This is a genomic window from Gaoshiqia hydrogeniformans (genome assembly GCF_049347105.1).
Lineage (GTDB): Bacteria > Bacteroidota > Bacteroidia > Bacteroidales > Prolixibacteraceae > Gaoshiqia > Gaoshiqia hydrogeniformans.
Window position 1 is genome coordinate 2,856,232 of the sequence record NZ_CP186334.1, and the last position, 13,863, is coordinate 2,870,094.

The window sequence follows — 13,863 nt, forward strand, 5'->3', positions numbered from 1 at the left end:
TAACTGAAAAAACGTGAGCGAAGAGGATATCAGAACAGATCAACAGGGATCGGAGGATAAGATAGATAACATTGTCTATCTGTCCGGAATGTATGAAAGTTGGTTTCTTGATTACGCGTCGTACGTAATCCTGGAGCGGGCTGTTCCATACGTGTATGACGGACTGAAACCCGTACAGCGCAGAATTTTGCATGCCATGAAAGAGATGGATGACGGCCGCTACAACAAGGTGGCCAACATCATCGGGCAAACCATGCAGTATCACCCGCACGGCGATGCATCCATCGGTGATGCGCTGGTACAACTGGGGCAAAAAGACCTGTTGGTAGACACGCAGGGTAATTGGGGAAACACGTTCACCGGCGATGGTGCGGCAGCTCCCCGTTATATCGAAGCCCGCCTGTCTAAATTTGCACTCGATGTGGTGTTTAACCCGAAAACGACCCAATGGAAACTTTCGTACGACGGACGAAAGAAAGAGCCGATCACACTTCCGGTGAAATTTCCTCTGCTGTTGGCTCAAGGAGTGGAAGGGATTGCCGTTGGACTGGCATCCAAAATCCTTCCGCATAATTTCATCGAACTGATCGAGGCGTCGATTGCCCATCTGAACAAGGAAGAATTTATTCTCTACCCCGACTTCCCGACGGGCGGCTCGGTAGATGTTTCCCGATACAACGACGGGATTCGCGGCGGCGTTGTTAAAGTGCGGGCGAAGATTGAGAAACAGGACAGCAAAACACTGGTTATCACAGATCTTCCGTTCGGCAAAACCACGGGGACGCTGATCGAATCCATCATCAAGGCGAACGATAAGAACAAAATCAAGGTAAAGCGGATCGACGACAATACCTCGGATAAGGTCGAAATCCTTGTTCACCTCGCCCCGGGTGTTTCGTCCGATAAAACCATTGATGCCCTTTATGCTTTTACCGATTGTGAAGTATCCGTCTCGCCCAATTCCTGCATTATTGAAGACGACAAGCCCCATTTTATGGGCGTTAGCGAGATTTTGAGGAAAAATACCGATCAAACGGTCCAATTGTTAAAGCTCGAACTCGAAATCAGGAAAGGCGAATTGCAGGATGCTTTGCATTATGCCTCGCTCGAAAAAATATTCATTGAAGAACGGATTTATAAAGACAAAGAATTTGAACAGGCTGTTAATATGGATGCGGCCGTGGAACACATTGACCGGAGGCTTGACCCGTGGAAACCGAAACTGCTGCGCGAAGTGCTGCGCGACGATATTTTGAAACTCATGGAAATCCGAATGGCCCGGATCCTGAAGTTCAACTCGGATAAAGCGAATGATTATATCCGTTCGGTTGAAGAAGAAATAAAGGAAATAGATTACCATATTGAACACATCATTTCTTATGCGATTGACTATTTTGAACGCATCAGGAGTAAGTACGGTAAAGGAAAAGAGCGCAAGAGCGAACTGCGTAATTTTGAGAATATTGTTGCGTCCAAGGTGATTGTTGCCAACGAAAAACTGTATATCGACCGCGAAGAAGGATTCATGGGCACCGGCCTGAAGAAAGCCGAGTATGTTTGCGATTGCTCGGATATCGACGATGTCATTGTTTTCAGGAAAGACGGAACTTACTTTATTACCAAAGTATCCGAAAAAGCCTTCATCGGCAAAAATATACAGCACCTGGCTGTCTTTAAGAAAAACGACAACCGGACAATTTATAATATCGTTTACCGCGATGGCAAGCAAGGCCATTTTTTTATGAAACGTTTTGCCGTGACCGGCGTCACCCGCGATAAAGAATACGATCTGACACGGGGAACTGCCGGATCGCGTATCTGGTATTTCAGCGAAAATCCGAACGGTGAAGCAGAAGTATTGCGGGTAACCTTAAAACCCAAGGCCAGGTTGAAGCGGCTGATGTTTGAGGTCGACTTTGGCGAATTAGCCATCAAAGGGCGCGCCGCGATGGGAAACATCCTCACCAAGTATGAAGTGCACCGGATCGTCCTGAAAGAAAAAGGCGTATCGACGCTTGGCGGTCGTAAAATCTGGTTCGATCAGGATGTATTAAGGCTGAATTCGGATGGACGCGGCAAGTTCCTGGGCGAATTCCAGGGAGAAGACCAGATCCTTGCCTTGTACAAAAACGGCGATTATCAACTGTATAATTTTGATCTGGGCAACCACTTTGATCAGGATATCCTTGGTATTGAGAAATTTGATCCAAGTAAGGTCCTTTCGGTGGTCTATTACGATGCCGAGCAGGAATACTATTACGTGAAACGTTTTGAGATTGAAGAAATCTCGGGGAAACGCATCGGGTTTATCGGAGAGCATCCCGACAGTAAGCTGGTCAGCATCACCTGGGTGCGCTACCCGCGGCTGGAAATCGAGTTTGGCGGGAAGAATGCCCAGCGGGAGAACGAAATCATTGAGGTTTCGGAGTTTATCGGGGTGAAATCGTATAAAGCACGCGGAAAGCGCTTGACCAACTACGAGGTGGAGAACATTAAAGAGTTGGAGCCTGTTATTAAAGACGAAGATGACAAGCCGGGACTGGATGAAGTACCGGATACGGATGCCGATGATATCCCGTTCGAGATAGACCGTCCGGACGAAAATGAAGATACAAACCAAATGTCGCTCTTTTAATGAGAATCTATCTGATTGGTTATATGGGAAGCGGCAAGACGACCCTGGGAAGGGAGCTTGCCTCGAAGTTAAGCATGTCTTTTTTAGACCTGGATAAATACATCGAGAAGACGTATTTTAAAACAATCCCGCAACTGTTTGAAGAGGAAGGGGAAAAAGCCTTCCGCCTGAAAGAGCAAAGCTGTTTGCACGAAGTGTCGGAGTTTGACGATGTGATTATTGCGACCGGGGGCGGCGCTCCTTGTTTCTTCGATAACATCCAGGTGATGAACGACACGGGCTACTGTGTTTTCCTGGATGTGGATACCGAAGAATTGGCCGGGAGGTTGATGAAGTCGAAATCCGAACGGCCGCTGATTAAAGATAAATCGCCGGAAGAACTGGCCGGATTTATTGACGGGATGATGGGAAAAAGGCGTCCCTATTACGAACAGGCTAATTATATTGTTTCCGGAACCAATATAACGGTCGAGGAAATTCTTAAAAGGATTGAACTGGAGCATGACTAAACTGGAATTGTGCGCCCTGGCGTCAGGCAGCAACGGGAATTGTTACTATATAGGCAACGAACACGAGGCCCTGGTGGTCGATGTTGGTTTATCGGCCAGGCAACTGCAGCTTCGGATGGCTGAACGGGGACTGGACCAAGCGAAAATTAAAGCCATCCTGATCTCTCACGAACACAGTGATCACTGCCGTGGTGCGCGCGTTTTCAGTAAGCGTGTCAAGGCTCCGGTATACCTCACAAAAAAAACATTTCTGGCCATGAGCCGGGCTCAGCGGCCCGAGAATGTGGCCTGGTTTGAACCGGATCAGGCTTTCCGGTTGGGCGGATTCGAGGTTTTTCCGTTTTCCAAACAGCATGATGCCGTGGAGGCCTGCTCGTTCAGGCTTAGCTACGGCGACAAACATGTTGGGGTGATGACCGATATCGGCGAAGCCTGCGAGCAGGTGAAAACACATTTGCCACTCTGCGACGCGGTATTTCTGGAGAGTAATTACGACGAGGAAATGCTGATGGCAGGTCCGTACCCTTATTTTCTGAAGCAGCGCGTGGCCTCGTCCTACGGGCACCTGTCGAACGAACAGGCTTTTCGTTTGGTTGAAGAATATGCCGGCGATCGACTTCAAACCATCTTTTTGAGCCATCTGTCCGGCGAAAACAATACGCCGGAAAAGGCCTGTGAAGTTTTTCAATCCCTCCGGGGCCGTTTTCAGATTGAACTAACCTCCCGCCAGGCCCCGACGGCTGTAATCTCGTTGTAGCTAAAACGAATTAACCTGTCCGCGCTGTCCTTCGTTTGAGCGAAGCGTTAAATAAGGAAGGTGGGCATTACACGCCCTGCTTGCGAAGGACAATCAGCAGTGCTGCGGGATATTTGTAGCTACATAACAATCATACCATCGCTCGGGAGTAGGGGCGCAAATAAAAAAAGCCCGGGGTTACCGGGCTTTCGTCAGAAACAAAGAGTGAAAAATATCGTTAATTGAAGAGCTGCCTCTATAGGCCCTGCTCAATTTCGGAATTAATCTACTTTTGTTACGTTCGTCGCAATTGGTCCTTTTTTTCCCTGACCAATTTCAAATTCCACGGTCTCATCAGGTTGAAGACCGGTAATGGTATTTGCTAAACCAGAGCGATGAACAAAAATGTCTTTGTTGTCTTCGGTCAGGATAAATCCGTAACCTTTGGTTTCATCATACCATTTAACAGTACCTTTCATGGCCTAATTGCTTAGTAATTCGACCTGAAATTGTTGTCTCTGCGACCATAGCCGCCGTTGCCACCACCGCCACGGGTGTTGCCGCCGCGGAAGCCACCACCGCCGCCACCACCTGGTCTGCGGGTGTTGTTGTCTCTCTTTTTCTCGATAGACTCGTTAACGACCATGCTGCGGCCTTCAACTTCGGCTCCGTTTAATTCTTCGATAGCTTTTTTAGCTTCTGTGGCGTCAGCCATTTCAACGAATCCAAAGCCTTTGCTTTTTCCGGTAAATTTGTCTGTGATTAATTTTACAGAGCTTAACTCACCATACTCCTCAAAAATTTCTCTTAAATCATCTTCAGTGACTGAGTAGTTGAGGTTTCCTACAAAAATGTTCATATTCAATAAAAAATAATTGTGTGTTGGCAAATGTAGACTTATTTTGCTTCTAAAAAAATAATTTTCGGAAAATATGTTAATATTTTGCTGATTCTTTTTGGTTGATTATCAATAAAAAGCGGGAAGCCGGAGAAAATCCCGCTTCCCGCTTTTATTTATAGAGCCGAGGCCGTAAAAAATCGCTTCAGCTATTCATGATTGAGCAGGTTATCGCTCAATGCCTGCAGTGTTTGTTGCTTGTGTTTGGTTGGTACCAAAACAGAAATATTAAACCGGCTTCCGCCATATGAAATCATTCGGATCGGGATACCTTCGAGCGCCGTAAATACTTTCGCGGCAAAACCCCGTTCTTCGGCGATGATGTCGCCAACAATGCAGATGATTGACTGATCTTCGTCAACTTCAACTTCTCCGTATTCTTTCAGTTCCCGAAGAATGTCGTTTAATTTGTTGGTATTGTCGATAGAAAGCGAAACGGCCACCTCGGAGGTCGAGATCATATCAATCGGGGTTTTGAAAAATTCGAAGATCTCGAAAATATTTTTCAGAAAACCGTACGCCATCAACATTCGGTACGAACGGACTTTTATGGCCGTAATCCCGTCTTTTGCGGCAACCGCTTTAATCCCGGTTCCGGTTGACTCGGCGGTGATCAGTGTGCCGCTGTCGGCCGGGTTCATGGTATTTTTTAAGCGCACGGGGATATTTTGCAGCTTGGCCGGCAACACGGTTTGCGGATGCAGGATTTTGGCTCCAAAATAAGCCAGCTCGGCTGCTTCGTTAAACGAGAGTTGCTCAATTTTGCGGGTATTTTTCACGAAACGCGGATCGTTGTTGTGAAAACCGTCGATATCCGTCCAGATTTGCACTTCTTCCGAATCGATGGCTGCACCAATCAGCGATGCGGTATAATCGGAACCTCCGCGTTGAAGGTTATCAATTCCGCCCTCGGCATTGCGGCAAATAAAGCCCTGGGTGATGTAGTAACCGGCATCGCCGGTTTCTTCCAGTACGCGGGCAATATTTTCTTTAATGGCATTGATGTCGGCTGCTTTGTCGGCATCAATACGCATAAAGTCGAGCGCCGGCAGTAACTTGGTCTGGTAGCCTCTCTCCAGCATCAGTTGGGTGAATAAGCCGGTAGAAATCAGTTCGCCCTGGGCCAGGATCGTTTTTTCACCCGCTTCCGTAAAATCGCCGGATGTAAATTGTTTTATCGTGTCGAAAGCAAGTTTAATGACTTCTGAGCCTTTCTTTTTATGGTCGGCATTTTTCAGCAAGGCGCCCAATACCTCTTCATAGGTTTTTTCCAGCTTACTGATGTGAACGCGCGCGGCATCTTTATTCTTCTTGTACAGGTAATCGGCAATTTCAACCAGTGCATTGGTTGTGCCCGACATGGCTGACAGGACGACAAGCTTCTTTTCTCCATCGGCGATCAGGTCAACGACTGCATTCATATTTTCAACGCTTCCGACAGAGGTTCCACCAAACTTTAAAACTTTCATAGAATAATTATTTATTTATTGTCACGTACGATTAACGGATAAAACGGTTTATGACCGAGCGACAAATATGAAAATTTTTATCAGATTATTAAAGCGAAAAATCAACAAATGAATAAATATCCACCAGAAATGTATAAAAATTTACCATGCCGCCTGAGGGACTCGACAAACGGGCGATTATCAGCTTCTTGTGCCGCTTCGGGCAAATACAGCGTTAATCGGGGCCGTGGCATCATCCGGGCAAAATCGTGTTGTATAAAAGCTTGACGGTCTTAAATAATAGTTTTTTATTTGTATCAAACTTTTTTGGTGGACGTCCAGTCTCTTTTCAGGAGATTTATGTGCAGTTAGGGGTGGTTGCACGGACGTCCGCCTTTTTTTTAAAAATTTCCGAAAATGGCGTGTTTTTCCGAGTTAAAATAGATCGTAGAGTAAATATGAAAACCTTCCCTGTTTGTATACAGTTTCCGCTCAATATAAAGCACCGGGTCGCCTTTTTTTATTTTTAACAGGCCCCCGATTCGTTCATCGGCTTTCATGGCTTTCAGTTTTTGTTGACCTCCTTTTATTTCAATCCGGTAGTTGGTACGAAGCGTGTCAAACAACGATTTGTTTTCGAACGAACGGCTGGTAAACCTTGGCAGGTTAATGTTAGGGATGTGGTTGATGTCGTAAAAAACCGGCTGTTCATTCACAAAACGCAGGCGCTCCATGTAAATGCAACCCGAATCTTTTTCGCTGTCAGCCAGGTCAAAGTGAAACGGCTCGGGCCACGGCTGAATTTGCGGCTTCTGTAAAATCTGGGTCTGCAGGTATTGTTTGCTGATGGCCGACGCTGTCCCCTCAATCGAAAGAATCCCAATGTCCTGGGGCGGTTTTCGTACAATACTGCCTTTCCCTTGTTTTTTCAGGATAAAACCGTCCTGCACCAAGGCTTCCAGAGCATGGCGGACCGTTGGCCGGGTCACGCCATGAACGGCGCAAAGTTCGTTTTCAGAGGGCAACAGGCTACCTTCTTCAAAAACACCCGACATGATGTGTTTGCGAAGGATTTCATACAATTTTTTGTATTGCGGGATCTTGTTGTTTTCAGCCATTTGTTGTGAAATGATGATCAAAAATAAGAAAAATAATTAAATTTTCTAATTTCACTTGTATATACAAGTTGTATACTGTAAGTTTACAACCGAAAACAGAACAAGTCAAGTATGCGTTGAATTTTATTGACTGTTTTGTTTTTATTGATCTGATTAATGTATTAACAAGTGAGATAAACGTATATGGCGATTCCCGTTATTATGCCTCGCCAGGGGCAATCAGTTGAGACCTGTATTATCGGTGAATGGTATAAGCAGGTGGGCGATCAGGTGAAGGCAGGAGAAATCTTGTTTTCGTACGAAACCGATAAAGCGTCGTTTGAAGAAGAAGCAAAGGAAGATGGCGAATTGCTGGCCGTTTTTTATGAATCAGGCGATGAAGTTCCCGTGTTGAGCAATGTGGCGGTTCTGGGTAAAAAAGGAGAAGCGACGGATGAATTTCGTCCGGGAGGCGGCCCGACTCCGGTTGTATCCGAAGTTGTTCAGGAGCATGCAGCTCCGGCCGAAGACAAAAAAGAAGTTGTACTGGCTGACAGGCCTGCGGGAACCGTGAAAATATCGCCCCGCGCCAAAGTGATGGCCGAAGCAATGGGCGTTCCCTGTGATCAGGTTATGGGGACTGGTCCGCACGGACGGATTATTGCCCGCGACGTTGAAGCTGCTGCTGAAGCGCTTCCAAAACTTACCCCGCTGGCTCAGGAAAAAGCAAAAGCTGAAAGTCTGATCCCTTCCAAAGAAACAACCGGATTGGGCGGACGCGTTGGCGCTGCCGACCTGATTACTTACAACCCGGTTTACGGCGACGATTTTGAAGTAAAAAAACTCACCAACATCCGCAAACTGATTGCCAAAGCGATGCATCAATCTTTGCAGAATTCGGCCCAGCTTACCCACCACATGAGCGCCGATGCCCGCCGGGTGATGGCTTTACGCAAGCAGTTCAAAAAGAAACTGGAAGCCGGTGAAATTTCCCAAAATATCACGATTAACGACCTGGTTTGTTTTGCCGTTATTAAAGCGCTGAAAAAGTTTCCGCAGGTGAATACCCACTTTATTGGCGACAGCATGCGCTGGTTCAAAAAAGTACACCTGGGACTGGCGGTCGACACCGAACGCGGACTGATGGTCCCGGCCATTAAAAATGCCGACGATCTTTCTATTGAAGGGCTTTCGTCACAGCTGTCAACCGTGGCGGGACAATGCCGCAAAGGAAATATCGATCCGGAGTTGCTGAAACCCGAAGCAGCCAGCTTTACAGTTTCCAACCTTGGGAATTATGGGGTTGAAATGTTTACTCCCGTGATTAATCTGCCTCAAACCGCCATTTTAGGTGTGTGTACTATCGTTCCCCGGCCGAAAGATCTGGGCGATGGCGTCTACGGTTTTGTCCCCATGATGGGACTTTCGCTGACCTATGACCATCAGGCGCTGGACGGGGGAGAGGCAACACTTTTTTTGAAAGAGATCAAAGATCAAATTGAAAACCTGTCGATCTGAAAATCATGAGTAACAAATTCGATATAGCAATTATGGGGGGTGGCCCTGCCGGTTATGTCGCGGCCGAACGTGCCGGGGCAAAAGGACTGAGCGTGGTCATCTTTGACAAGAGAGCGTTGGGCGGGGTGTGCCTGAATGAAGGTTGCATCCCGACCAAAACGCTCCTGAATTCGGCAAAAGTGCTGGAATATGCGCACGAGGCTGAAAAATACGGCGTTCAGGTGGAAGGTGTTGGAATTGACTTTAAAAAGATCATGGCGCGCAAGGATAAAGTTGTGCGCAAGTTGGTTTCGGGTGTTGGCGCCAAAATGAAACACATCAGGGCCGAGGTGGTGATGGCCGAAGCGGTCATTAAAGAGAAGCGGGCCGATGTGATCACCCTTACAGCCGATGGAAAAGATTACCAGGCTGCCCGCCTGCTGATTTGCACCGGGTCTGAAGCGGCGGTTCCTCCGATTCCGGGCCTGGACCAAACACAGGTACTTACAAACCGCGAAATTCTTCAACTGAAAGAACTGCCTCAAAGCCTGGTGGTTATTGGCGGCGGCGTAATCGGTACCGAGTTTGCCGACTTCTTCAACGCGATGGGAACCAAGGTAACCGTGATTGAAATGCTGCCCGAGATACTCACCGGCGTGGATGAGGAAATTGCTGTTTTTGTTCGCAAAGAATTTACCAAACGTGGAATTGAGTACCATTTGAATGCCAAAGTTACTGAACTGAAAGGCAAAGAGGTGATCTTTGAAAAAGACGGACAGGTGCTGTCGGTTACCGGCGAACAGGTGTTGCTGTCGGTTGGCCGCCGACCGAACGTTCAGGGGATTGGCCTCGAAAATATTGGCGCGGAATTCTCGCCGCGCGGCATTAAAATCGATCAGTACTGCCGCACCAACATCCCGAATGTATATGCTGCCGGCGATATCACCGGCTTTTCACTGTTGGCCCATACAGCCAGCCGCGAGGGAGAGGTGGCCGTTAACCACATGTTGGGCCGGAAAGATGTCATGCGTTACAACGCAATTCCGGGAGTGGTGTACACGCATCCCGAAATTGCAGGTGTCGGTTTAACCGAAGCAGTTGCCAAAGCACAGGGAATTGAGGTCGAAACCCGGAAACTGCCGATGGCTTATGCCGGCCGTTTTATTGCCGAAAACGAAGGGAAAGATGGTTTCTGTAAAGTGGTGGTTGGTAAAAAATACAAAGAAATTCTGGGTATACACCTGGTTGGCGGCGCCTGTTCCGAGATGATCTGGGGCGCCTGCGCTTTAATCGAAGCCCAACTGCGCGTACAGGATGTCGAAGAAATTGTTTTCCCGCACCCAACGGTCAGCGAAATCATTAAAGAAACCATATTCCAGTTTTAGGGGAGTTTCAAGTTCAAAATTTCAAATTCCAAGTTATGTCAACTATTGAGCGTTTTGAGGATTTAAAAGTTTGGCAAGCATCACGCGAATTCTGTAAGTTGATTCATCAATTTACCTTGAAGGAAGCCTTTTCCAAGGATTTCAAACTGATTAGCCAGATCAAATCTTCTTCTGGCTCTGTGATGGATAACATTGCTGAAGGATACGAACGCGACGGGAATAAGGAATTTGGACAATTTTTATCTGTATCCAAAGGTTCTTGTGGAGAATCCCGTTCTCAACTTTACAGGGCTATGGACAATGGATATATTTCAAAACAAGAATTCGACCAAGCGTATATGCAGGCATTGGAAATCAATAAAATGCTGAGTGGTTTCATGTCTTATTTGAAAGAATCAGAGCTAAAAGGGAAGAAATTCAAATAATTTCCACACCAACCTGAAACCCTGAATTTAGAACCTGTAATTTGGAACTTGAAACCTGTAATTTGGAACTTGCTTCAAAAAGCACTACGCATAAAAACAGACAAAACAGAAAGAAAAGAGACGAAACCGTAATACGAAACAAATATGCCAAAAGTACAATTTATTGATCCGCAGGAAGTCAGGAAGGCTGGAGAAGTGACTTTCAAGCCAATTCCTGTTAATCAATACAGCAAAACGATTGAAGAAGAGAAAGCCAACTTCACGAAAGAAGATTTTCTTCGTATTTATCACGACATGGTGGTGATCCGCGAGTTTGAAACCATGCTCAACGAAATCAAAATCAAAGGCGAATACAATGGGATCCCGTATAATCATCCCGGGCCAGCACACCTGTCGATCGGGCAGGAAGCTGCTGCTGTTGGTATGGCCTACACCCTGGGTGTTGATGACTTCATTTTCGGTTCGCACCGCTCACACGGCGAGATCCTGGCCAAAGGATTGTCGGCAATTGTGAAACTCAGCGATGAGCAGTTGCTGCAAGTTATGGAAAACCATTTCGATGGAAAAACCTTTGCGCCGGTTAAAGCCAATTTTAACGGTTCGGTGAAAGAACTGGCCATCCGCTTCCTGATTTACGGAACACTGGCTGAGATTTTTGCCCGCGAAACCGGTTTTAACCGCGGTTTGGGCGGATCGATGCACGCTTTCTTCACCCCCTTTGGTGTATATCCGAACAATGCGATTGTAGGCGGTTCGGGCGATATTGCTGTTGGCGCTGCCCTTTACAAAAAAGTAAACCGCAAAAATGGTATCGTGGTGGCCAACATCGGCGATGCTTCGATGGCCTGCGGCCCGGTTTGGGAAGGCCTGGCTTTTGCCACGATGGACCAGTTCAATCAACTTTGGGACGGTGATATGAAGGGCGGCTTGCCGCTGATCATCAATATTATGAACAACCAGTACGGGATGGGCGGACAAACCTGCGGCGAAACGATGGGTTACAAGGTGGCTGCCCGTATTGGCGCCGGGCTGAATGCCGACCAGATGCACACCGAACGCGTGGATGGTTATAACCCCCTGGCGGTGATTGATGCCTATAAACGCAAACGCGAAATCCTGAAAGAAAAACGCGGCCCCGTGTTGCTCGACGTGCTGACTTACCGTTTCAGCGGACACTCGCCCTCGGATGCCTCTTCCTATCGTTCTAAAGAAGAAGTGGATGCCTGGCAGGCAGTTGACTCGATCGTCTGGTTTGGCAACGAACTGGTAAAAGCAGGCATTGCTACCGAAGCTGAACTGGAAACAGTTAAATCGAATACCACCGATTTGATCAGTTGGGGTGTGAAACTGGCCATCAATCCTGAAATCTCGCCCCTGATGGACGTGGAGAAATACCCGGAATTGATTGGCGAAATGATGTTTTCGAACGAATCGGTTGACCGTATGGAAGACCGCCAGCCGGATGTGAATCACCCGATGGAAGAAAATCCGCGCGTGAAGCAGTTGGCCACAAAAGAACGTTTTGCTTTTGATAAAGATGGCAAAGCTTTCTCCAAAATTAAACAATATGGTTTGCGCGACGGGATCTTCGAAGCCATTATCGACCGTTTTTATAAAGACCCGACACTGGTGGCCTATGGCGAGGAAAACCGCGACTGGGGCGGCGCGTTTGCCGTTTACCGGGGACTGACCGAGGCGCTTCCTTATCACCGGTTATTTAATTCGCCGATCTCCGAAGCGTCAATTGTCGGGACAGCCATTGGTTATGCCATGTGCGGCGGCCGTGTGGTTCCCGAGATCATGTATTGCGACTTCCTGGGCCGCGCCGGCGACGAGGTATTTAACCAATTGCCGAAATGGCAGGCCATGAGCGGGAACGTGATCAAAATGCCGGTGGTCGTTCGCGTTTCGGTGGGCTCAAAATACGGTGCCCAGCACTCGCAGGACTGGACGGCTTTACCGGCGCATATCCCCGGCTTAAAAGTGGTTTTCCCGGTGACACCTTACGACGCAAAAGGCTTGATGAATGCCGCTTTGCAGGGGACTGACCCGGTTATTTTCTTCGAAAGTCAGCGTATTTACGATATTGGCGAACAGTTTCACCAGGGTGGCGTTCCCGAAGGTTATTACGAGATTCCGTTTGGCGAACCCGATGTGAAACGTGCCGGAACAGATGTGACTATCCTCACAATTGGCGCCACCTTGTACCGCGCCCTCGAAGCGGCTGATATCTTGCAGGAAAAATATGGCCTGAGTGCCGAAGTGATTGATGCCCGTTCGTTGGTTCCGTTTAACTACGAACCGGTAATTGAATCACTGAAAAAGACCGGTCGTATTGTGATCTCGGGCGATGCCTCGGCCCGTGGATCATTTATGCGCGAACTGGCATCTAATATTACCGAACTGGCGTTCGACGAGCTGGATGCCCCGCCGGTAGTGGTAGGTTCACGTAACTGGATTACCCCGGCTTACGAGTTGGAAGAAGCTTTCTTCCCCCAGGCCGGCTGGATTATTGATGCGATTCACGAAAAAATTCTTCCGTTGAAAGGTCATGTTGTCAAAAACAACTTTACCGAACCGGAACAAATCCGCCGAAATAAGTTGGGAGTTTAATAATTCTTTTTTCATTTGGTTAAGAGCCCTGTTGCTTTGGCGCAGGGCTCTTTCATTGGGTGCCGTATATTTCCTGCCTGGATTTTATATCGGCTGCTTCTGCCCGGCTTGTTATTCTTCTTTTTCGGGCAACGATTCGATTGTGCCGTAGAAACCGATCGATTGCCGGTTGTTTGAAACAACGTTTACATTGGCATATCCGCCCAGTCCGGCCGAGATTTGTATTTTGTAATTATCCTTCTCCGTTTTCACTTCCATATCAATCAGGTATAACTTTTTCTTTTCACTAAACCGGACTTGCAACGATTTTGCCTGTTCTCTAAACTTAATGCCGCCGTCAGTGCTGCCGTAATCGGCTTGGTACGCGCGCCCGAAGAAAGGTAGCCAAGCTTCAATCCAGGTGCTGTCAATCGTTAAATTGTAACGCGACGTCAGATCGATTTTACGCATGGAGAGCGGTAAGGCCGATTGTGCTTCAAAGCTGAATTTCCGGCTTTCGATCAAAGTTTTTATTTCTTGTTCTTTTTGAATTCTGCGCTCTTTTGCGGATAGTTTTTGTGCCTGGCAGCATGAAGTTCCGGCAAGCACAATCATCAGTAACAGGATAATCCGTTTCATAA

Annotated in this window: 12 protein-coding genes; 7 read left to right on the forward strand and 5 right to left on the reverse strand. The window is 47.5% G+C overall.

Going from position 1 to position 13,863, the window contains the following annotated elements:
• Positions 1–13: 13 nt before the first annotated feature.
• Genes ACOIT5_RS11410 through ACOIT5_RS11420 form a run of 3 tightly spaced genes read left to right on the forward strand, consistent with a single transcriptional unit; the run spans position 14 to position 3,901 of the window.
• Positions 14–2,635 (forward strand): DNA gyrase/topoisomerase IV subunit A, encoded by a 2,622-nt coding sequence (locus ACOIT5_RS11410; RefSeq protein ID WP_423126286.1) that lies wholly within the window; start codon positions 14–16, stop codon positions 2,633–2,635.
• Positions 2,635–3,144: a shikimate kinase gene (locus ACOIT5_RS11415; protein ID WP_423126287.1), complete on the forward strand. Its 510-nt coding sequence runs from the start codon at positions 2,635–2,637 to the stop codon at positions 3,142–3,144. Before ACOIT5_RS11410 ends, ACOIT5_RS11415 begins: the two co-directional genes overlap by 1 nt.
• Positions 3,137–3,901 (forward strand): MBL fold metallo-hydrolase, encoded by a 765-nt coding sequence (locus tag ACOIT5_RS11420; protein ID WP_423126288.1) that lies wholly within the window; start codon positions 3,137–3,139, stop codon positions 3,899–3,901. Before ACOIT5_RS11415 ends, ACOIT5_RS11420 begins: the two co-directional genes overlap by 8 nt.
• A 260-nt stretch (positions 3,902–4,161) precedes the next feature.
• Here the strand turns inward: ACOIT5_RS11420 and ACOIT5_RS11425 are convergent, their stop codons facing one another.
• The 4 genes from ACOIT5_RS11425 to ACOIT5_RS11440 form a co-directional block, all read right to left on the reverse strand.
• Positions 4,162–4,359 (reverse strand): cold-shock protein, encoded by a 198-nt coding sequence (locus ACOIT5_RS11425; RefSeq protein ID WP_423126289.1) that lies wholly within the window; start codon positions 4,357–4,359, stop codon positions 4,162–4,164.
• An 11-nt stretch (positions 4,360–4,370) separates the two neighbouring features.
• On the reverse strand, positions 4,371–4,769 hold the full coding sequence (locus ACOIT5_RS11430) for an RNA recognition motif domain-containing protein (protein WP_423126290.1): 399 nt from the start codon (positions 4,767–4,769) through the stop codon (positions 4,371–4,373).
• Positions 4,770–4,927: 158 nt separating this feature from the next.
• Positions 4,928–6,247 (reverse strand): aspartate kinase, encoded by a 1,320-nt coding sequence (locus ACOIT5_RS11435; RefSeq protein ID WP_423126291.1) that lies wholly within the window; start codon positions 6,245–6,247, stop codon positions 4,928–4,930.
• A 380-nt stretch (positions 6,248–6,627) separates the two neighbouring features.
• Positions 6,628–7,344, reverse strand: a complete 717-nt coding sequence (locus ACOIT5_RS11440) for a GntR family transcriptional regulator (RefSeq protein WP_423126292.1) — start codon at positions 7,342–7,344, stop codon at positions 6,628–6,630.
• Between the two features lie 183 nt (positions 7,345–7,527).
• On the opposite strand from ACOIT5_RS11440, the gene ACOIT5_RS11445 reads away from it, so the two are divergent.
• The 4 genes from ACOIT5_RS11445 (at position 7,528) to ACOIT5_RS11460 (ending at position 13,243) form a co-directional block, all read left to right on the forward strand.
• The gene (locus ACOIT5_RS11445; protein ID WP_423126293.1) at positions 7,528–8,841 is read left to right on the forward strand and encodes a dihydrolipoamide acetyltransferase family protein; all 1,314 of its coding nucleotides are present in this window, start codon (positions 7,528–7,530) and stop codon (positions 8,839–8,841) included.
• 5 nt (positions 8,842–8,846) lie between these two features.
• Positions 8,847–10,205, forward strand: coding sequence for a dihydrolipoyl dehydrogenase (lpdA, locus tag ACOIT5_RS11450; RefSeq protein WP_423126294.1), 1,359 nt, complete (start codon positions 8,847–8,849; stop codon positions 10,203–10,205).
• 35 nt (positions 10,206–10,240) lie between these two features.
• On the forward strand, positions 10,241–10,630 hold the full coding sequence (locus tag ACOIT5_RS11455; protein ID WP_423126295.1) for a four helix bundle protein: 390 nt from the start codon (positions 10,241–10,243) through the stop codon (positions 10,628–10,630).
• A gap of 144 nt (positions 10,631–10,774) precedes the next feature.
• Positions 10,775–13,243, forward strand: coding sequence for an alpha-ketoacid dehydrogenase subunit alpha/beta (locus tag ACOIT5_RS11460; RefSeq protein WP_423126296.1), 2,469 nt, complete (start codon positions 10,775–10,777; stop codon positions 13,241–13,243).
• 111 nt (positions 13,244–13,354) lie between these two features.
• Here the strand turns inward: ACOIT5_RS11460 and ACOIT5_RS11465 are convergent, their stop codons facing one another.
• Positions 13,355–13,861 carry a DUF4251 domain-containing protein gene (locus ACOIT5_RS11465; protein WP_423126297.1) on the reverse strand — a complete coding sequence of 169 codons (507 nt, stop codon included), beginning with the start codon at positions 13,859–13,861 and terminating at the stop codon, positions 13,355–13,357.
• Positions 13,862–13,863 lie beyond the last annotated feature (2 nt).

Excerpts from the sequence above, each read along its gene's own strand:
- ACOIT5_RS11415 (WP_423126287.1), top strand. The coding sequence starts at position 2,635 with ATGAGAATCTATCTGATTGGTTATATGGGAAGCGGCAAGACGACCCTG.
- ACOIT5_RS11420 (WP_423126288.1), top strand. The coding sequence starts at position 3,137 with ATGACTAAACTGGAATTGTGCGCCCTGGCGTCAGGCAGCAACGGGAAT.
- ACOIT5_RS11425 (WP_423126289.1), bottom strand. The coding sequence starts at position 4,359 with ATGAAAGGTACTGTTAAATGGTATGATGAAACCAAAGGTTACGGATTT.
- ACOIT5_RS11435 (WP_423126291.1), bottom strand. The coding sequence starts at position 6,247 with ATGAAAGTTTTAAAGTTTGGTGGAACCTCTGTCGGAAGCGTTGAAAAT.
- ACOIT5_RS11440 (WP_423126292.1), bottom strand. The coding sequence starts at position 7,344 with ATGGCTGAAAACAACAAGATCCCGCAATACAAAAAATTGTATGAAATC.
- ACOIT5_RS11445 (WP_423126293.1), top strand. The coding sequence starts at position 7,528 with ATGGCGATTCCCGTTATTATGCCTCGCCAGGGGCAATCAGTTGAGACC.
- lpdA (WP_423126294.1), top strand. The coding sequence starts at position 8,847 with ATGAGTAACAAATTCGATATAGCAATTATGGGGGGTGGCCCTGCCGGT.
- ACOIT5_RS11455 (WP_423126295.1), top strand. The coding sequence starts at position 10,241 with ATGTCAACTATTGAGCGTTTTGAGGATTTAAAAGTTTGGCAAGCATCA.
- ACOIT5_RS11460 (WP_423126296.1), top strand. The coding sequence starts at position 10,775 with ATGCCAAAAGTACAATTTATTGATCCGCAGGAAGTCAGGAAGGCTGGA.
- ACOIT5_RS11465 (WP_423126297.1), bottom strand. The coding sequence starts at position 13,861 with ATGAAACGGATTATCCTGTTACTGATGATTGTGCTTGCCGGAACTTCA.